An 18435-nucleotide genomic window follows, 5' to 3' on the forward strand; every position below is an offset into this window, starting at 1 on the left:
GCGGCCTCTTCGATTCTCGGCCTTTTCGATTTGGGGATGGCGGCATCGTCAGCCGCATCGGCATCGGCCGGGCGAGAGGGCCGGATCGATCACTGGGCGTGCTGGTCCGCCTCGGCGTGCGTCACGGCGATCGGCGGCGGCTCGCACCGCACCAGCAGCTCGTAATCGATCAAGGCCCACTTGATGCCGTGGGAGCGCTGGAGCAGTCCGGCGCCGGAGCGGGCCGCGCGGATGATGACATGCCGGGGCTTGTGGTCGCACACCATCCAGCCGAACCGGCGCAGCGCGGTGCGCGCCGCTTGGCCGAGGGCCTCCATCGTCTCACGCGAGATCGCGCCGCCCCGCATGGCGGCTTCTGCGTCGAAGCCGTCGATCCAGCGGTAGAGCAGAATGTAGAGGCGCTCCCAGTCGTAGTGGATGCGCCGCTCCTCCGGCGTGTCGCGCTGCGACGCCTCGAGCCCCTTGTTCATGCGCCAGCAGATGCCGGCGTTGCGCCCGAGCTGCCAGTCGAGATAGCGCGTCGGCGGCGAATAGATCGCCAGCGGCTGCTTGGTCGGGATCGCCGATCTCGCCGCCGCACGGAGGCGGGCGACGTTGCCGAACTCCTCGAACGGCGACAGGAACTCCGCCTCCTCCACGCGCGCCTTCTCCTGCGCATCGAGATGGAGCCCGTCGTCCAGCACCGTGATGTTGGTGTCCTGCCCGGCGCGGCTGAACTTCACGACGAGCGCGAAGTCCGCACGCGCCCGGTGGGCCACCGGCACGCGATAGACGGCGCCGGTGGCGCCGGCGAGCGCGCGGCCGACCTTGCGGAAGCGCTCGTCGACGAACCACGCGTCCGGCAGGATCGACTCGATGCAGCCCCAGCCGTGGCGGGTGACGAACAGATCGCCACCCTGCTTGCCGCGCATATGGACATAGTCGACGCCGAACAGACGGACGCGCGCCCCCGCCGGGACCTTGTCGAAAGCCGGCTGGTAAACCTTGCGGAACCTGTAATCGAACTGCTCCAAGCCTCACTCCTCGGGATCGAAGAGCGGCAGGTCGAGCACCGAGAGATAGTCGGCGGCGGTGCCGCCCGACAGGCAGCACTCGATGATCCGGCGCCCGCTCGGCAGGAGATCCGGCACCAGGAACTGCTCCAGCTCGCGGCGGAAGAAGGCCGCGAGGATCTCGGCGCCGGCATCGTAGGCGGCGGTGCCGACCTCGGGCTGCTTCTCGACCCGGAAGAACTGGCTGCCGATGGTCTTGCCCTCGACCACGATCGAACCCGGCGTGAAGCCCAGCAGCGCGCAGCGGGAGGGCTTCATCTGGCTGGCCTGGAAGTGGGCGCCGCCGCGCCGCGCCAGATACTCGCGCGCGATCCATTGCGGCATGAAGCCGACCTCCCAGGTTCCGATGTGCTGGTTCGGCACCAGCACGTAGCGCACCTCCGGGGTCTCGATGATCTGGTTGAGCAGCAGGTTCGCCTGATCGACCCGGCGGCCGGTGGCGAACGGCCAGTAGGAGCCGACGCCCTCGGACGTCATGCCTTCGGTCTCGACGATCGACGGATTGGCGTGGCCGCGGGGCGCCACCAGCCGCCACAGCCAGGCGAGCGACGCCGGCAGCAGATGGAACAGGCCGATGATGCCGTAGGTCGGGCGCTCGGCCGTGCAGGGCGGCGTGCGCACGCCCATGCTGCGGATGTCGACGTCGACCGGGCCTTCCACCACCCGCGGGATGATGTTGCGCGGAATGATGACACGCGGGTTGGGACACGGCACGCCCGGGGCATCCTCGGTGTGCTCCCACAGCAGGCAGGTGGCGCCGGGATGGCCCTGCACGTTGAGGAACAGCAGCGGCTCCGGCGGGCTGATGCACAGCCTCTCGAGGTGCGGGTCGGTGCCGTAGTGGTCGAGATGGTTGCAGCGGACGAACCAAGCGTTCTCGGCGTCCATCAACGTCAGCTTGCCGCGGCCCTTGTCGAGCGAAGGGTGGCACAGCGCCATGTCGTCGGTGACCGGCAGCAGCTCGCAGGCTTGCGGCAGCGGCACGGTGATCTCCTCGTGGGTCACGAGGTTGTGGCCGAGCCGCAGCAGGCCGTCGCTGCGGCGGTGGACGTGCTCCAGCATCTCGCTCTTGCCGCCGCCGCTCGCACCCTCGTGCGAGATGACGAGCTTGTTGCCGTAGGGCGTCACCAGCCGCACGGTCGAGCAGTGCATCGTCAGCCAGTGCTCCTGCTCGCCGATATTGAGGAGCACCCCGTAGATGCCTTTCTTGGCGCTCGGGCCGGGATAGAGATTGTAGCTGTAGAGCTCGTGGCCGCCGGAGGTGCGGCGATGGACCACGATCTGCCGGCCGTCGAAGTCGGTGTGGCGGAACGGCGGGGCGACGTAGATCACCGCCTTCGGCGAGAAGTCGTCGGGGATCTCGTCGGGCCGGAGAATGCCTTGCAGCAGCGCGAGGCCGAGCGCGAAGAAGCCGGCATTGTCGGGTGCGACGACGAGGGCGTCGGTGCCCTTGCCGGGCCGGCCGGCATGGAACGCGAAGGCGGCGAGCGGCTGGGTCTTCAGCCAGTCGAGGGTGCGCTGGCGCAGCGGCTCGAACGGGCCGCCGAAGCGCTCCTCGAAGCGCGGCTTGTCGGTCGGGCGCTGGTCGCCGATCACCATGCAGTCCGGATCGCGGCGACGCATGTAGGGGTCGAGATAGTTGGCGACGATGCCGTTCTTGGCCCGGCAGACCGCGGCCTCGACGATCCGCCCGCGGCCGGGCACGTCATAGGCGACCTCCTGCCAGCCGTTGACCGCGTCGCGCGTGGCGAGCGCCGTCAGCTCCTGGACCGTGCCGGCGAAGGTGACCGATGGGGCGGCCGCGAAAATTTCCTCCACCTCGGGAGGCAGCGGGAACGGCGCGATCGGTGCGGGCTTGAGCTCGGCTTGGCGGATTTGCATGGCGTGACGTGACCTTCTGGTGGATCGCTACGGGCGCTCGGGCCTCGTGTGCGGGCCGCCGGGCGTGGCGAGCGCCGGCATGGTGCTGGGCGCCGACGAACGAGCTCCAAGCTCGGCCTTCCGGTCGGACCGTCCTGCGCGAGGACGAGCGTTTTCGCGGCTTGCGAGAACATGAAGACAGGTCCCAAGCCCGTATCGACGTAGCTTATGAACCATAGTTTCTTGCAGGCCGCATGACTATACGGTGAAATACAAAGATCATAGTTATGAACTCTGTGAAATAGGCGAGATGTATTGGAGAAGTAGTTCTGAATTTCTTGATCGACGGATGCAGAATTCGGAAATGCGCGGACCCGCGGTAGGCCGGCCCGGTAAGTCGAAAGCGAGATAATAATGAGCTAGCTAACAATAAACTTGCTTGTCGATGACCGTGGACGAACCGCCGCCGCCATGGCAGGTCGACGGAATGCCGAACGACATGGGCCTCGCGCATGATCATCGACGATAACGACAAGGGGCTCGGGTTCCTGATTGCCGAGACCGCGCGCCTGCACCGCAAGCTCCTCGACCGGCGCTTGCAGCCGTTCGGCCTGACCCGGGCGCAGTGGGCCGTGCTCGCCGTGCTGGTGCGGCGGGACGGGCGAACGCAGTCGGAGATCGCCGAGGAGCTCGAGATCGAGAAGCCGACCGCCGGCCGGCTGCTCGATCACCTCGAGCAGCTCGCCTGGATCGAGCGGCGTCCCACACCGGCGGACCGCCGCGTCTGGCGGGTCCACATCCCGCCGGCGGCGCGCCCGCGCATCGCCGCGGTGGCCGATGTCGTGCGCGACACGCGCCACGTCATGGTGCAGGGCCTGTCGGCCGACCAGCAGCTCCTGCTGGTCCGCCAGCTCGGCGCCATCAAGACCAACATGGTCGCGGCGCTCGGCGAGGCGGCCGGCGATCCGGGCTGAAGACGGGCTCAAGACGGGCTGCGACGAGGTGCGCAGACGCCAGCCGCGGGCGCGACCTATCCGGACCTGCGCCATTCTATCCGACGCCGAGCGATTGGCACGGTGGCGTCGTCCACCTGATGTTACTCCTTACGCGGGTCATCTGCGGCTGTCGACAGCACGGCGATGTCAATCACGGTCACCGGAATGAAGCGCATCGCCCGATCGGCGAAAGTGACCGTCGACGCAGCGATGCGAACGGGAGTATGATTCACTAACATTTCAGTTTCGAATGTGTGCCGGCCGGAGGGCCGGCAAGGTGCCGAGCCGTCGAGATCCCGATCGTCGAGGTGGACAGATGAGGCCGATGTCCTGTTTTGCCGTGCTCGCCGTTGCCGTCGCGTTGCCGATGTCCGCCGGCCCTGTGCAGGCGGGCCTCTTGCACGCGGGTCTCATGCAAGCGAGTCTCATGGGAACAGTGGCCGGCGCGCTCTCGGCACCGGACGACATTCACTCGATATCGTTCTGGGCCAAGCCTTATCCTTATGGATATCGCTGGCGAAAGACTCCCTGCTACAGGAAGGTGCCGGAATGCGTCCGTTACGTGCCGGAGACGGTCTGCGATACACGGTTGCGGCCGGTCTGGACCTGCCGCTGAGGCCGTAATCTGCCGTCGCGCCGGTCGGAACCGGACTCGGGTCTCGCCGATCAGCGCAATCGGATCTGACGCCGTAGTTCGACGGGATGGGGCGGATCGGTCCGTTCGTCCATTTCTCCGCGGCTGGTCGACGCCAGGGTGGCGATCGAGGGCGCCGCAAGGGAGCGGGCCTTGGATCGCGCGGTGTCGTGCCAGCCGCGAACGGCCTGTGCCGATCGAGACAGGGCGTCGAAGAGCCGGTCGAATCGCCCCACGGGTCCGCGATCGAGGCCGTCGAGGAACGCTTCGGCCGCATCTGTCGCGCCTTCGGCGAAACCGGCCGGCCAGCCCGGCCGGTCGAGTTTCTCGACGATCCGCAGGGCCAGTGTGCGGGCGATCTCGTCCGCGTCATGCCGAGCGACGCGGCGGAATGCAGGCCCATGTGCGGCCGCGACCTCGCAGATCAGGGTCTGGCCGAGCCAGTAGCCCGCCGGATCGGCGGGCTGAAAGATCGTCTCGTCGGCTGCTGCCGGAACCGCGCCGGAGGCACGAAGGAGGGCGTATTGCGCGGCCCCGCGGCAGAGCATCGCCGTGACGACGAGATCGGCAGCCCGATCGGGCTCCTCGATCTCGCAAAGCGCAATCGTGATACGAGAGGTCTCGTCGTGCGTCGCCTCGTTTTCGGCCAAGTAGACGTCGAGGTCGGGCCCCGTCCAGGCCGCCCGCAAGGCCTGTAACGACCGTGTGCCGATATGCGACACATGCCGCATCCCCTCGGTAGGTCGATTCGACCGGCAGAGGTCCACGACGACACCCCGGATGAACGAAGTCGACAACATTATCGCTGCATCTATATTTCTTAACATTGATAGCATGGAACGACAAGGTCCCGTCACGACGTATCGTCACGGCGGGGCCGATGGAGCGGAGATATGAATGCAGTTGTGCGGGCTTTTATTTGTCGAATGCCGGCGAAATCGTTAGCGGCTTCTTAAGACATTTCGTCGAACCCTCGTTCCTGTGAGGTGTTCGATGCTCGTCTGTGTCGTCGTCGCGGTCCTTACCGGTGCCGTCCTCGGCATGCGGTACAGCGTCTTGAGCCTCGTTCCGGTGACCCTCGTCGCCTGGATCGGCCTCGCGGCGTTCGCTGTCTCGAACGACCTTTCCATAATGACCGCCGTCGCGATTTGCGTCGGCGTGGCGCTCGCGCTCCAGTTCGGCTACGTGGTCGGCGTCACGGCTCAGTATTGTTTGGTCGTGTCACGCGCCCGATCGATGGCCAAGCCGGCGCCGGCCCGCATGCCCGCCGTGGAGCTGTGAGCGCCGTAAACGCGGCAGAACCGATACCGCACTGTGATCCGTCTCGTCCGCGATCGAGTCACGCCGATCGCGACGACGGTACATGACAGCGATCGCCGGTCCATGGTACCGAAGCGATGGTGCGGAGCCGGCAGCCCGAGAGGGATGTCGGCCGTCGCGCCGTGACGTGATCTCCGTATTTCGGATCGCTATCATTCTCGCTACGGATCGGTCGCCGTGACCGTCGCATCGCTCGCCGTCCTGGCGCTGGTCGTCTGTGTTCCGCTTCTGTTGGTCGCCGATGCCCTGCCGTCCGTCGGCGAACGCGGGCTGATGGGCGCGCTGATGCTCGCGGTCGGCTTCGGGCTGGCGATCATCGTGGCGGCGCTCCGGCCCGGAGAGACGGCCCGGCTTCGGCGGGCGCTGACGCCGGTCCTGCCGCTCGCGCTGTTGCCGGTCGTCTGCATCATCGTTCAGCTCGTTCCGGTCCCGGGGCTTGCGCATCCGATCTGGGCGAGTGCGGCGTCGGCCCTCGGGGCACCCGTGCACGCATCGATCACGATCGATCCCGGCGCGACCGTGGTGGCACTCTGCACCTGGCTTCTCGCGCTCGCCCTCGTCACCTCGAGTGCGGCCGCGACGATCAACCGCGAACGTGCCGAATGGACGCTGGCGGCACTGGCGGTCGCGACGGCCGCCCTGGCGGTTGTCGTCGTGTCGCACGATCTCTCCGGCGCGACCTTCCTGGGAGAGCTTCAGGGGCAGACCAGAGCGGCTTTCGATACCGTGTCGGCGCTCGGCGTCGTCACGACGCTCGCCTATGCGGATCTGGTGTTCGAGCGCTACGAAACTCGGCATCGCCGCGGGGCACTCTCTACGATCGCGCTGATCGAGCGTCTGTCTCTCGCCGTCGTGGCGCTTCTCGCTTGCGCCTTCGCGGTCGGGTTCTTTCGCGGGGGGGTGATGCTGGTCGCCGCCGTGAGCGGCGCCGCGACCTTCGCGCTCGTCGTCGTCGTGCGCCGCATGGGCGGCAGCCTGTGGCTGGGAGGGGGCCTGGCCGCCGCCGGCTTCGTCGTGCTCGTCATGAGCCTCGCGGCCCTCGGCGGCGCGCGGGATGCGCCGTTGGCGATCCGCTTTGCCGAAGTGGCGCACAGCCGCTTCGACGCGACGCAACGCTTGCTCGCCGACGTGACGGCGACCGGGAGCGGAGCCGGAACGGCGGCGCGCGTTCTCTCCGCCTATCAGGACGGCGCGGCGCGCGGGATGCCGGGGGCGCCCACCACCGCGGCCACGTTGGCGATCGAATTCGGCCCCGCGGCGCCGTGGATCGCTATCCTCATGGCGGCCATGGTCGCTGCGCTTCTGATCCGGGGCGCGCTGGGGCGCGGGCGGGATTCCTTCTATTCGGCCGCGGCCGCCGGCAGTGTGGTGACGCTCGCGATTGGTGCCTTCCACGATGCGAGCCTGCTCGGGCTCGGCCCGATGGTCCTGGCCTGTCTGGTGCTCGGCCTAGGTCTCGCGCAGCGCCTTGGGCAACACAGCCGCTAGACGGAGCGGTCCGGGCGGCCGATCGCGACCCTCGACCAGAACTGCGGGTTCTTCGGCGATTGCATGCGGACCCAGCGGTAGCGCGGCGTCGCCCAGGGCCGGATCGTGGGATGCAGATTGTCGGCGATGAAATCCCCGTCGGTCGTACGGATGACGAGGATCAGATGATGCTCGCCCGACGCCACCACCACCTCTGCGAGGAGAAGGTTGCGGGGTGCCCAGCCGCGTTTGATGAGCTCGTGTCGCTTGGTGACCGCGTAGTCGTTGCAGTCGCCGGCCGAGGGGCCGATCAGCCAGCGCTCGTAGGCGACGCCGCGTGTGTTCGGCTCGGGCGTGATGGTGCGGTTGACGTCGGCATTCACCTTCGCCAGCTCGCTCCAGCGTTCTGCCGTGAGCTTCATGGCGCCACCGCGGAACACGGTCCGGCGCACCTTGCATTCCTGAGTGTACTGGAGGCAGAAGCGCGTGTGAGCCATCGGGGCGGGAGCCGGCTCGTCGAGCAGCAGCCGGGCGACCTGCTGCTTGAGTGCGCGGGGGGCGCCGAAGAAGGCCGCCTGGGTCGTGGCCGTCCAGCCCAGAACCGCCAATCCCGCCAGGATCGTGATCGCTGTCGCCTTGACGCGCATGATGCTCGCTCCGCTCGTCCTCTCCGGACCAGAGATAGCGGGCGCGGCTTGCAATCACGTTCGGTCACATGACGCAAATTATTGAAAATGAAAGATGTTCTGGTTCGCTTTCGTTAACTCTCCGGCTCCCTGCGGGCCGGCCGGTGATGAGGCCGAAGCCGGGGAGGGGGAGGCGTCGGCAGCCGACGCTCACGTTCACACTCACTCACACTCACACTCACACTCACACATGACTGCGTGGCCCTCCCGGGCCGCCCATCCGCTACCGCAGGACGTGTTTTCAAGACGTTTTATCGGAGCTTCTCTTGCCCGCCACTGCGGTCGCATCGCGGCCATGACGGTCCGTAACGACAATCGCGGGTCGGCCGTGCCGCGACGTCGTCACGGTGGAGTGTGCTCGCCGAATTTGCTAACCCAATCACGATGAAAGCCTGCCTCGCCGGATCGGATTCTCACCGTGTGGACGCTCGAACGATCGAAGGATCTTGCATTCACATTGCCGGCCGGATACCGCATTTATGCGATCGGGGACGTGCACGGGCGCGACGATCTCCTGGGCGGCGTGTTCGATCGCATCGACGCGGATCTCAGAGGCCACCGTGCCCGCCAAGCGATTGAGGTTTATCTCGGCGACTATGTCGACCGCGGGCCGCGGTCGCGCGACGTGATCGATCGCCTGCTGGCGCGCGCGCGGCACCGCGACACGGTGTTCCTGAAAGGAAACCACGAGCGCTTCCTGCTCGACTTCATCGACGATCCCCAGGTGCTGCGGAGCTGGCGTCAATGGGGCGGGCTCGAGACGCTGATGTCCTACGGGCTGCGTCCCTCGCTCAATCCCGACGATGCGGAACTCGCCGCGCTCTCGGCCGCGCTACGCATGGCGATCCCGGACAGCCATTACGGGTTCTTCGAAGGGCTGGTGCCGTTCTTCACCCTCGGTGGCTATTATTTCGCTCATGCCGGGGTCCGGCCGGGTGTTCCGCTCACCCAGCAGGTCGAGCAGGATCTGTTGTGGATTCGCGACGAGTTCCTCGAATGGGAGGCTCCCTACGAGAAGATGGTGGTGCATGGCCACACGGCCGTGATGGCGCCCGAGTTCCGGCGCAACCGCATCAACATCGACACCGGCGCGTATGCGACCGGTCGTCTGACTTGCCTGATGATCGAGAATGACACCGCTTTCGTCCTCTAGTGCCGCGTCACCGTCGCGGGGTGGACACCGCAGCAGGAGCTTGCCGGTCCACAGCGGCCTGTTTGCTTTCGCCATCCTGATCATGGCCTGCGGCGGTTGGCTCCTCGTGCCGGAACTCGTCCGGCCGGGCGAGAGCGGCCGCCTGGAGACGACCCCGGAGGCCCGGGAAGCGAGTGCGTCACGGTCGCTGCTGGCCGCCCGCCTCGGCGCCATTCGCGGGGATCTGTGGGCCGACGCTGCGATGATACTCGTCGCGGCATTGCCGGGCGTCACCGAGGTTGCGAGTGGCGAGGCGTTCCCGAGGGCCATTCATCCGAAGGCCCGTGTGGCGGCCGAGCGGGCGGTCCGGCTCGCGCCGTACGATCCGACGGCCTGGTTCGCCTTTGCAGCCGTGCTGCCGGCAGCGCGGGCGACCGAGGACGGGCGCGGCCCGACGACGGCGACATTGCTGGAAATGGCATTTCTGACCGGCCCGGACGACGAGGCTCTGCGGCTTCCGAGAGCGGCGCTCGCGGTGCGGACCGATGCGATCGCGGCCGCCGGCATCCGGGACTTCGTCGCGCGTGATCTATACCGCCTCGCGGCCCGGGCCGATCGTGACCGGGTCTTTGCCGTCCTGTACGGCGAGGCGACGCCGATCGGGAAGCTGTTCCTCGAGCGCGTCGCCGTCGAGATCGACCCGGCACTCAGACGGGCGATGACCCGAATTGCGGGCTGACCGAGCACGGATCGGCGAGCGACGGCGGTCTGGGGCATCCGGGCCAGGGCGGCAATCGAGCGACCGGGACGCCATCGCCGAGCGTCTCATCACGAGCAGCAAACACGAACACTAAATCAAAATCGAATGTCGGGCGTCACTTCGGCTGGCATTCGTAGAGGGTCGGCCCGCGGCTGGTGCCGACGCTTTCGAGGCAGTGCGCCGGCTCGGTCACCGGACCTTCCACCGTGAAGTCGTAGGGCGTGCCGTTGATCATCATCACGTAGCGCCCGGCCGGGATCGGGCTGCCCGGGTGCTCGGGCTGCACCCAAATCATCTCCGGATTGCCGCGCATCGGGCGGACCCGGAACTCGAACCCGGTCTCGCGGATCACCCACCGCTCTTCCCCGGGCGGCGCGATGACGACCTTGCCGCTCGGATCGAAGGTCATGACCTTGGCGAGGCGCGCGGCGATGCGGACGGGCACGCGCTCGGGCGCGCTCGACATCATCTCGCGCCGAAACACGAGGAACCGGAGGTCACGATCGGGCAGGAGAGTCTTGGTCGGGGTCTTGATCTGTAGCACGGTCCGGACCCGCGGATCGACCGGGCTCGCTTGCACCTGTTCGAGTTCCGTGAACTGCGCTCCCTGGACGGCGTAGACGCCGTAGAGGGTGGGGAGCGTCGGGAGGGCCGAGTGGCTCGGATCGCTGGCCGCCTCTACGCCGGTCGTTCCGCTCCGGGCGGCGGCGAGTTCGGGTCCGATCGGTCCGGCATCGCGCCGCTGGGGCTCGGCCGTCGGGGGAGGGCGGTCCGCGATCGTCTCGACCACCTCGGGCTGACCGGCGCCGTCACGCGGAACGACCGCGGCATAAACAAGCAGCGGCACGACGGCGGCGACGGCGAGCTCACCCCAGCGACGGGCCGATCGACGCCGCCGGCGCGGCAACGAGCCTGGTCCCGCCACCGCGGCGATCGGCTCGACCGTGAAAGGGAGCAGCGGCATCGGCTCCGGGAAGGCGAGTATGGCCTCGCCGTCGACTGACAGACGACCGCGACCGCTGCGACTGTTCGTTCGAGGGGGGCCGGACCACGCGGCTGCGACTCCGTCGGCAATGTCCGCCGCAGCCGCATGCGACGTGGGCGGATCGCCCTCGGCCAGCGAAGCCGGCGGAGTGCGGCTGGCTACCGCGGCGCAGGTCGCAATGGCAGCTTCGAGCGCCGCCATATGGGCTGCGGCCTCGGCCGGGGCCAGGGTGCGGGCGTGCCGCTGGAGCTGCCGACGCAACGTCGCGCGTGCGAGCTCGAAAACGAACTCGCGGCGATGCGACGGGTCCTCGGCCTCGGCGATCATCCGCTCGAGAAGTGCGGCGAAGTCCACCATGTCGCTCGTGCCCGAACGTCGCATCCGATCACATCGATACCACATATCGGCACGCGACTGTATGGCGACCGGACTGCGGCCGGCGCTTCTGCCCTTGGAGGATGTCGATCCGATGGTCGGGGTGGCGGCGGCAAAGTGTCCGCGACGACACCTCATGATGCGCTGCCGGCAGCCAGACAGCGATTGCGAAGGCCGGCGCGGTATGACGACGGCGCTCGGGTGTTCAGTTGCGGAGCAGACGACGTAGCGTCTCGATCTCGGCCCGGGTTCGCGCGACGATACGGGTGAGCGCATCGTTCTCCCGCTCGAGCTCACGCAGGCGACGGGCCTGCGCGAACTCCGCGGCACTCAAAGCGTCGCGACGTCCCTGGCGCCCCGTCCTCAGGACATGGAGGGTGGCGGAGCGGGGCGCGGAAATGTCGATTGCACGAGGTTGTGTCGTCGTCGGTCTCATGTTTGTCGCATATGACGTTGTTGTAGCTTAAAAAAAGCATCGTTGGTTGGGTGAAAAAACCGCCCTGTTTTGACATTAGCGTTCGACGGAAAAACTGGAAAGTGACGAAAGTCACAGCTCTCGAAAATTGGCCCGGCTCAGCGGCGAAGTTCGTCGATCTCGCCGGCAATGCGGACGAGTTCGTCCGGCGCCAGAAGGGTCAAAGTGCGGCCGGTCAGGCTGATGATCCCGCCGGACGACCATTCCTTGAGTTTGCGATTAACGGTTTCGCGAGACACGCCTGAAAAGCCTGCGATCAGCCTTTGGCTGACCTCGACCGAAACGCTGGCGCCCGGCACGAGCTGTCGACCCGACCGCCGGAACTGGGACAGGATCCAGTGGGCGAGGCGTGCGCCCAAGTCGCGCGTCGCCAAGCTTTCAGCCAAGTTCGTCCGCGTGCGCAGGACCTCGATCAGGGCCTCGAAGGCCTCCAGCGCGACGACCGGGTCCGCCAGCACGACCCGTCGTGCGGTCTCCCGCTCCAGCGTTACGACCTCGCAGTCCGTGATCGTCTTCGCCTCGAAGATTGCGCTGTTGCGGGACGAGAGGCCGGTGAGGGCGAAAACCTCTCCAGGCCGAATTATGTCGAACGCGATCTCCCGGCCGCCGGGCGACGTCGTATAGAGGATTACTCGGCCGCTGATGATATAATACAAACGGGATATGGCGGACCCGCGTCGGATCACCACTTGGTCAGCCGGAACTTTCGAGCGTTGTCCGTAGGCCAGGAAGACGTCGGTCAGGGCGCTCATCGATCCGATCGTTGAGAGACGACAGAGACCCGAAAGAGCTCCAGTTCATATGTGAATGGACTCCGGGTATCAATCGCAATCGGATCGGCAGCATGGTCGAGGGCGGTACGGCGGCTCGCTGCCGACGGCAAAATGCCGTCCAAGCATCCCCGGACGGCTTCGGGTTTCAAAATAACATTGGAAACGCTGGCGCCGCCGGGATGCGGAATGTCAGTTCCGGGTGCGAGCCCCTCAGCCCTGCCGCGCGGCCACCTGGCGCTCGTCCGGCGCCTTTCCGAGCCGTTCCTCCAGCGCCATTTTCTCGAGCATGAGATCGATGACCAGACGACGCAGGCGCTGGTTCTCCACCTCGAGATTTCGGACGTCGGTCGCACCCTCCCGCGCCCGGCGTGCGGGGGTGATTCGAGCGGGCGCCGGCGGCTCGGATGCGACGCCATGCGGCTGACGCCGCGGCTCGTCAGGCACGTCGCTCTCGGGGTGCTGCTTACGCCAGCGGTGATAGGTCATCACGCTGACGCCGAGCGCCTTTGCGATCTCATGCTGGTTCTTGCCTTTAGCCGCCAATGCGCCCGCTTCGGCCAACTTCTCGGCAATTTCCTCAGATCCGTGCCGTCGCCCGACCATCTCGCTCGTCCCGATTATCTCAATCATTCTGGTGAACGATGTATCGTGCCTACACCTTCTTTGGTGACTCTTCAAATGAAAAAGAAATGCGCGGCACTTTACCAGCAATCGAGAAGCCTCGTCCGATCAGTTTCGAGCTAGTTTGTCGGCTAAATCAAATCCACTTCGTCGCGATCATTACAACTTTCTTGATTTATACAGAACGCTCTCAACCTTCTGTAATTATATTCGGCGGCATGTGATACAGATGCATTATGATTGCGTTTCTCACCAATCGTGAGCTCTGCCACATCGCCCAATGGAATCCGCCCGGGCCAGTCTCGCGGGCTGGACCGGGCCGCGGCGCATTGGTAACGCCGCGACACTCTCAGGATGTGGGCCCTCGGGATGATCGGTTCGTGCGGCTATGTGAAGTCAATATGCGTTATGATGTCGAAGGAGCTCGAAAGTAGTCTTGAGTAGGATGCGAAGGTCGAGCCCGAGATTCCAATTATTGATGTACCATATGTCCAAAGACACGCGCTTTTCCATCAAGGACACGTGCGGGGTCTCGCCGCGACAGCCGTTCACTTGAGCCCATCCGGTGATGCCGGGCTTAACGTGATGCCGGTAAGCGTACTGTCCGATGATCTTGCTGTACTCGTCGTCGTGGGCGATCGCGTGGGGGCGCGGGCCGACGATCGACATGTCGCCACGCAGCACGTTGAACAGCTGCGGTAATTCGTCGATGCTGGTGCGCCGCAGGAAGCGTCCCACCCGGGTCACCCGCGGGTCGCGTCGGGTCGCCTGGGTGACCACGGCGCCGTCCTCCAGCACCGTCATGCTGCGGAACTTGAAGATCAAAAACTCGCGCTCGTTGAAGCCGTTGCGCCTTTGGCGGAAGATCACGGGCCCGGGCGAGTCGAGCTTGATGGCGACGGCCGCGAGCAGCATCAGCGGCGCGAGAATCACGAGTGCGAGAGATGCCACGGCGAGGTCGAGGAGCCGCTTCATCCCACGCTCGATCGTCGACAAGGGACCCCGCTGAAGATCGACGAGCAGGCACTGCCGCGTTCCAAGCGTCTTCCGACGCAGGACCGTTCGGACAGCCCGGTCGGGGATCAGGCGGACCGGCAACGGTGATACCCGGAACCGTTCCGTGACGAACTCGATCTGCGGCAAGTTGGTCCAAGGCAGGACGAGCAGCACCTCCTCGATGGAAGTCCCACGGGAGCGCTCGATGGCCCGTGCGACGGCGGCCCGCTGAAGCGGCGACACGATCTTGCGGTTGACCAAGATCGGCAAGGCGACGCGGTCGACCTCTTCCGCTCCGAAAGTCACGAGGAGATCGCGGGTCCCGAGATGGGCGAGTTCATCGGCGGTTCCGACGACGAGGGCGCGCCGACCGAGAATTGTCCCGCGGACCAGGGCGAGGCGCAGGCTTCGTTTCGCCAGCCGTCGCCACGCCACGAGCGCCGCGGCCCCGACCACGGCAGCACCGACGACCCCACCGCGCGAGACCTGTGCGCCGATCTTGAACAAGAACAGGACCACCACGAAGGCGAGCACGGCGAGTGACCAACTGGTCAGAACCCGCACATAGTCGCGATGGCGTTGCAGCAGGTTGGTCAGCCGGTAGATGTCGAAATGATACCCGGCAAGCGCGTAGGAGACGCAGGCCACGAGGCCGAGGCCGACATAGGCGTCCATGTCGCCGACCTGGCCGTTCGCGACCAGATGATACGACACGCCGCCGACAAGGCTCGACACGACGATCAGGGTCGCGTCCGTCAGTGCGACGAGCGGCTCGATGATCGCGTAGGGCAGGCCGCTGCGCGGACGTTGCGCCTCGCCGGCCGTCGCGACACTCGCATCGACACTGGGCTCAAGGGCGTTCGACACGTATCATGATCCGCAATGTGATCAACGCCTGTATCGTAGCTGCTAACAGATCGATGCTAATTAACCAACAATTAAGCTCGGACTCGATGCGTTAGGGTTACCGGACGGAGGGGGCTCGTGACATCCAGGCAACATGTTGGGACGACGGCACTGACATCACATGATCGGATCGTTCGGATCGAGGATCCAAGCGGACCGTCGGGGCGACGAGAGCTTTCGCGGAAGCGTCTTTGCGAGCTCTCGTCCTGGGCCACTCCAGAACTCTGGTGTCGGCTAATGCATGCTGACGATCATAGGTCTGTCGCATCCGGGGAGCATGCCGGTCAGCGGCGGGACGGCACGTCGGCGGCTTGCGGTCGCCGCGATCTGGCTGACATTGCTGGCCGACCGTGGATGGAAAGGGCGCAAGACAGGCGAGCGCTCGCTGCAATCGTCGCAATCATGATCACCTGGGCGACCACGCTGCCCGGGAACGCGGAAGCCGCATACCCGGCGGTGCTGCGAACCCGCTACGAGGCCGTCGATCAGAAGGCCGGGGGGCACTTCATCATTTGGCTGGAGCGCGAGAAAGCGCATCACGGCCTCGATCCGAGGCTCTATCCGGCGGTCAGCTATGTCGATGTGACACATGTCACACCGTCGCCGGGCTCGCCAATCATCAGCATCGTCGAGGTGATGCCGATCAATTCGACGATATCAGAATTCTATCACCTGGCCGGCATCGCACGCTTCAAGGTGACGGGCATGAGAATCGTGTCGTCCGGTGTGCCGCCGCCCTGACCCCGTCCCTTGCGCCACCCGGCGACCCGGCCGCGATCTATCGGTTCGCGCACGCAGTCCTCAACGCCGCCAAAGCGGGGCCGAGCCCGTCGAGGCCGATCTTTCCCCTGATGGTGCGATCCGCATGGACAATCTCCAGGCCGATCGACGTCGCGCCGAACCACTTCGATTGCGCCGATGCTGTCGCAGGCTCGGGAAGCCGGATGGCGGAACCCGGCGGGGTCACGGCGCCTTCGAGCCGGGTGACGCTTGTTCCGGCCGTGAGGGTCACGAGCGGCGTCGCGCGCGGCGGCAAAGGCGGGATCACGACCGCGAGCACCTCGATGTCGGTTGCGCCACAGCGGAGCATGAGGCCGACGAGTTCCGGGTCGGAGCCGGCCAGTTCGGCGGAGCGCATGATCGAGATCGCATCGCTTGCGCCGGTCGGATCGGGTGTCCGCACGAGCCGCCAAGCTCCGATTGGCTCGGAGCGCCCCTTATCGCTGGGGGGCGTGGGAGGGCCGGAGTGCGAGGCGTGGCTCGGTCTCGGGGGGCCTGAAGGGGCCCCTGATGGAGCCGAAGGCCCAGGCGCCCGGGACGCCTCTGGTGTGTTCGAATGCGGCGCTGAACGCGATGGCTGATCGTCGTAGCATTTCAGTCGCGCCATCGGATCGGGCAGAGATCGACAGTCGTCGCGGCCGATGTTCTGCGCATGTGCCGAAGCCGCGAACGGACCCCATTCGATCACGGTCAGTGCCGAGGCCATGACCACCGCAGCAGCAGTCACGTGAAGGGCCATAACGGTGCGACGGAGTTCCATGTCCCGCATCTGATCGCCTGCTTGGCCTGTGACGTCGCGTCACTGAGCGATATGCCATTGCCGGAGCGTCGACGGAAGTTCTCGCCGTCAGGCGAGACGGGCGTCATTCGCGGTGTCGAGCTATTTGGAAAGGGAGCAACGAGTCGGCAGGGAAACGACCGTCCGGGCTCTCGCCGAGCGATCTTGGACGCCGCAATCATCCGACAGATCTGTATCGTCAGCGACAGGAGGAGCATTCCAGCATCTCACGTGGCATTTGCGGGCTAACAGAAACCGGCTTCAAGGCATACCTGCCGTGCTTATCGAAACCACAAAGAACTGGCCTTCAAGAAGGATCGATAGAAGAAGCTGACCGCCGGCGGGATGCGGATCAAATTCAAGTGCTGATCTCGCTCGGGCCGCAGAATGGTCCTCTCATGAGCGTCACAAGTCATCCAACATGTCGCTCATGGCCGTTTGCGACGCATATGTTTCTATGACATGAGCGGTGGATAGGTGTGGCGCGCGCGCAACGGCGCGCCTCTTTCTATGCCTTGGCGCCTCCATGTCCGCACGGTTGTTGTTGTGGCTGGGTAGAGGGTGGGGTTATCGATTTGAGAGGCTAGGTAACGAGTCTGTGATGTTATTGGGGCGGGGCGATGCGGAGATCATCTCTGGTAGTGGGTGCGGGATGCATCCTGGCCATGGTCGGTCTCGGCGGATGCGGGTTCATCCCGATGTCAGGTCCGTCCAGCCTGGAGATCCGGACCGAGCATAGCCCGACGCTTCCTTATGCGCTCGTGCGGCTCGACGCCCGAGCCGTGCAGGTCCTCGAATCCTTCGAGCCCAACATTCTCGGCGGCGTGTTTACGGACCGTCGGCAGCCGACCGGAATCAAGTTCGGGATCGGCGACGTCGTCAACGTCACGATATTCGAAGCCGCGGCCGGCGGCCTGTTCATTCCCATCGAAGCGGGTGTGCGGCCCGGAAACTTCGTCAATTTGCCGTCGCAGACCGTCGACAACGACGGCAACATCAGCGTTCCCTATGCGGGAACCATCCGGGCGGCAGGTCGGACCAATGTTCAGGTCCAGAACGAGATTGTGGAGAAGATCAAGAACCGCGCCATCGAGCCGCAAGTCGTCGTGTCGCTCGGCGAGCAGCGGACGTCGCTCGTCAGTGTCGTCGGCGATGTCCGCACCCCCACCCGCTATCCCATGCCGGCGACGGGCGCGCAGGACCGGATCACCGATGCGTTGACGCGCGCCGGTGGCATCAGCGGGCAGGGCTGGGAATCATGGGTCATGCTCGAACGCGACGGAAAGCGCGCGACGGTGCCGTTCGCGAACCTCGTCTACATGCCGGTGAACAATATTTTCGTGCAGCCGGGCGATCGCATTTACGTCTATCGCGAGCCGATGAAGTTCCTGGCGTTCGGCGCCACCGGTCAGCAAGGCGAGTTTAACTTCGACGCCTGGAAGATCAACTTGGCGCAAGCAGTCGCGAAGGCGGGTGGCCTGTTCGACCTTCAGGCCGATCCGGGCTCGATTTTCCTCTATCGCCGCGAGCCGCGTGAAGTCGCCGAGAAGCTCGGCGTCGATTGCACGAAGTTCTCCGGTGGCTTGATCCCGATCGTTTTCACGGTCAGCTTCCAGGACCCGGCTGGCTACTTTCATGCCACTAAAGTGGAGATGCGGCCGTTCGACATCATCTATGTGGCGAACGCGATCCAGGTCGATACGACGAAGTTCCTGAACTTCATCGACAAAGCAGTCGGCACCGCGGACAACGGTGTGAACCTGATCAACGACATCTATATCGCCCGCTACAACAGCCGACTCCACGGACGATAGGCTCTGCCAGGATGTTCATTGCACGA

The 18435-nt window shown here is 65.7% G+C and carries 17 protein-coding genes; 8 read left to right on the top strand and 9 right to left on the bottom strand.

What is annotated here, in order from left to right:
- Positions 1 to 89: 89 nt before the first annotated feature.
- On the bottom strand, positions 90 to 1013 hold the full coding sequence (locus ACFQUV_RS04420; RefSeq protein ID WP_129610507.1) for a hypothetical protein: 924 nt from the start codon (positions 1011 to 1013) through the stop codon (positions 90 to 92).
- A 3-nt stretch (positions 1014 to 1016) separates the two neighbouring features.
- Entirely contained in the window at positions 1017 to 2933 is a 1917-nt protein-coding gene (locus tag ACFQUV_RS04425; protein WP_129610506.1) for a DUF4914 family protein, read from the bottom strand.
- Positions 2934 to 3424: 491 nt separating this feature from the next.
- Between ACFQUV_RS04425 and ACFQUV_RS04430 the strand changes: the two genes are divergently transcribed.
- Positions 3425 to 3886, top strand: a complete 462-nt coding sequence (locus ACFQUV_RS04430; protein ID WP_129610505.1) for a MarR family winged helix-turn-helix transcriptional regulator — start codon at positions 3425 to 3427, stop codon at positions 3884 to 3886.
- A 687-nt stretch (positions 3887 to 4573) separates the two neighbouring features.
- On the opposite strand, the gene ACFQUV_RS04435 is transcribed toward ACFQUV_RS04430, so the two are convergent.
- Entirely contained in the window at positions 4574 to 5341 is a 768-nt protein-coding gene (locus tag ACFQUV_RS04435; RefSeq protein ID WP_165364068.1) for a hypothetical protein, read from the bottom strand.
- Positions 5342 to 5534: 193 nt separating this feature from the next.
- On the opposite strand from ACFQUV_RS04435, the gene ACFQUV_RS04440 reads away from it, so the two are divergent.
- Both ACFQUV_RS04440 and ACFQUV_RS04445 read left to right on the top strand, forming a co-directional pair.
- Entirely contained in the window at positions 5535 to 5822 is a 288-nt protein-coding gene (locus ACFQUV_RS04440; RefSeq protein WP_129610501.1) for a hypothetical protein, read from the top strand.
- A 216-nt stretch (positions 5823 to 6038) separates the two neighbouring features.
- A complete protein-coding gene (locus ACFQUV_RS04445; protein WP_129610499.1) occupies positions 6039 to 7349 on the top strand; it encodes a hypothetical protein in 1311 nt (436 codons plus the stop codon).
- Here the strand turns inward: ACFQUV_RS04445 and ACFQUV_RS04450 are convergent.
- On the bottom strand, positions 7346 to 7975 hold the full coding sequence (locus tag ACFQUV_RS04450) for a transglutaminase-like cysteine peptidase (RefSeq protein WP_129610497.1): 630 nt from the start codon (positions 7973 to 7975) through the stop codon (positions 7346 to 7348). The two genes, ACFQUV_RS04445 and ACFQUV_RS04450, sit on opposite strands and share 4 nt — an antisense overlap.
- A gap of 457 nt (positions 7976 to 8432) precedes the next feature.
- Between ACFQUV_RS04450 and ACFQUV_RS04455 the strand changes: the two genes are divergently transcribed.
- Together ACFQUV_RS04455 and ACFQUV_RS04460 are read left to right on the top strand one after the other, a co-directional pair.
- On the top strand, positions 8433 to 9167 hold the full coding sequence (locus ACFQUV_RS04455; protein WP_129610495.1) for a metallophosphoesterase: 735 nt from the start codon (positions 8433 to 8435) through the stop codon (positions 9165 to 9167).
- A gap of 40 nt (positions 9168 to 9207) precedes the next feature.
- A complete protein-coding gene (locus tag ACFQUV_RS04460) occupies positions 9208 to 9885 on the top strand; it encodes a hypothetical protein (protein ID WP_129610493.1) in 678 nt (225 codons plus the stop codon).
- Positions 9886 to 10021: 136 nt separating this feature from the next.
- Here the strand turns inward: ACFQUV_RS04460 and ACFQUV_RS04465 are convergent, their stop codons facing one another.
- From ACFQUV_RS04465 to ACFQUV_RS04475, 3 genes are all read right to left on the bottom strand, one after another.
- Entirely contained in the window at positions 10022 to 11248 is a 1227-nt protein-coding gene (locus tag ACFQUV_RS04465) for a hypothetical protein (RefSeq protein WP_378394244.1), read from the bottom strand.
- A 591-nt stretch (positions 11249 to 11839) separates the two neighbouring features.
- Positions 11840 to 12493 carry a Crp/Fnr family transcriptional regulator gene (locus tag ACFQUV_RS04470; RefSeq protein WP_129610489.1) on the bottom strand — a complete coding sequence of 218 codons (654 nt, stop codon included), beginning with the start codon at positions 12491 to 12493 and terminating at the stop codon, positions 11840 to 11842.
- A 231-nt stretch (positions 12494 to 12724) separates the two neighbouring features.
- On the bottom strand, positions 12725 to 13144 hold the full coding sequence (locus tag ACFQUV_RS04475; protein ID WP_244601667.1) for a helix-turn-helix domain-containing protein: 420 nt from the start codon (positions 13142 to 13144) through the stop codon (positions 12725 to 12727).
- A gap of 11 nt (positions 13145 to 13155) precedes the next feature.
- On the opposite strand from ACFQUV_RS04475, the gene ACFQUV_RS04480 reads away from it, so the two are divergent.
- On the top strand, positions 13156 to 13359 hold the full coding sequence (locus ACFQUV_RS04480; protein WP_165364066.1) for a hypothetical protein: 204 nt from the start codon (positions 13156 to 13158) through the stop codon (positions 13357 to 13359).
- A 172-nt stretch (positions 13360 to 13531) separates the two neighbouring features.
- Here ACFQUV_RS04480 and ACFQUV_RS04485 read toward each other — a convergent pair whose 3' ends face one another.
- Positions 13532 to 14998, bottom strand: a complete 1467-nt coding sequence (locus ACFQUV_RS04485) for an undecaprenyl-phosphate glucose phosphotransferase (protein WP_280176761.1) — start codon at positions 14996 to 14998, stop codon at positions 13532 to 13534.
- Between the two features lie 441 nt (positions 14999 to 15439).
- Between ACFQUV_RS04485 and ACFQUV_RS04490 the strand changes: the two genes are divergently transcribed.
- Positions 15440 to 15778 carry a hypothetical protein gene (locus tag ACFQUV_RS04490; RefSeq protein ID WP_129610487.1) on the top strand — a complete coding sequence of 113 codons (339 nt, stop codon included), beginning with the start codon at positions 15440 to 15442 and terminating at the stop codon, positions 15776 to 15778.
- A 37-nt stretch (positions 15779 to 15815) separates the two neighbouring features.
- Here ACFQUV_RS04490 and ACFQUV_RS04495 read toward each other — a convergent pair whose 3' ends face one another.
- Positions 15816 to 16220, bottom strand: a complete 405-nt coding sequence (locus ACFQUV_RS04495) for a hypothetical protein (protein WP_129610485.1) — start codon at positions 16218 to 16220, stop codon at positions 15816 to 15818.
- A 1040-nt stretch (positions 16221 to 17260) separates the two neighbouring features.
- On the opposite strand from ACFQUV_RS04495, the gene ACFQUV_RS04500 reads away from it, so the two are divergent.
- A complete protein-coding gene (locus ACFQUV_RS04500) occupies positions 17261 to 18409 on the top strand; it encodes a polysaccharide biosynthesis/export family protein (protein WP_244601666.1) in 1149 nt (382 codons plus the stop codon).
- Positions 18410 to 18435: the final 26 nt, after the last annotated feature.

It is taken from the genome of Rhodoplanes sp. P11, from assembly GCF_964266735.1.
Taxonomy (GTDB): domain Bacteria; phylum Pseudomonadota; class Alphaproteobacteria; order Rhizobiales; family Xanthobacteraceae; genus Rhodoplanes; species Rhodoplanes serenus.

What these genes read in the sequence shown, in the direction of transcription:
- ACFQUV_RS04480 (WP_165364066.1), top strand. Translation starts at nt 13,156, where the DNA reads ATGTATCGTGCCTACACCTTCTTTGGTGACTCTTCAAATGAAAAAGAA.
- ACFQUV_RS04500 (WP_244601666.1), top strand. Translation starts at nt 17,261, where the DNA reads ATGGTCGGTCTCGGCGGATGCGGGTTCATCCCGATGTCAGGTCCGTCC.
- ACFQUV_RS04435 (WP_165364068.1), bottom strand. Translation starts at nt 5,341, where the DNA reads ATGTTGTCGACTTCGTTCATCCGGGGTGTCGTCGTGGACCTCTGCCGG.
- ACFQUV_RS04440 (WP_129610501.1), top strand. Translation starts at nt 5,535, where the DNA reads ATGCTCGTCTGTGTCGTCGTCGCGGTCCTTACCGGTGCCGTCCTCGGC.
- ACFQUV_RS04475 (WP_244601667.1), bottom strand. Translation starts at nt 13,144, where the DNA reads ATGATTGAGATAATCGGGACGAGCGAGATGGTCGGGCGACGGCACGGA.
- ACFQUV_RS04425 (WP_129610506.1), bottom strand. Translation starts at nt 2,933, where the DNA reads ATGCAAATCCGCCAAGCCGAGCTCAAGCCCGCACCGATCGCGCCGTTC.
- ACFQUV_RS04465 (WP_378394244.1), bottom strand. Translation starts at nt 11,248, where the DNA reads ATGGTGGACTTCGCCGCACTTCTCGAGCGGATGATCGCCGAGGCCGAG.
- ACFQUV_RS04450 (WP_129610497.1), bottom strand. Translation starts at nt 7,975, where the DNA reads ATGCGCGTCAAGGCGACAGCGATCACGATCCTGGCGGGATTGGCGGTT.
- ACFQUV_RS04470 (WP_129610489.1), bottom strand. Translation starts at nt 12,493, where the DNA reads ATGAGCGCCCTGACCGACGTCTTCCTGGCCTACGGACAACGCTCGAAA.
- ACFQUV_RS04430 (WP_129610505.1), top strand. Translation starts at nt 3,425, where the DNA reads ATGATCATCGACGATAACGACAAGGGGCTCGGGTTCCTGATTGCCGAG.
- ACFQUV_RS04490 (WP_129610487.1), top strand. Translation starts at nt 15,440, where the DNA reads ATGATCACCTGGGCGACCACGCTGCCCGGGAACGCGGAAGCCGCATAC.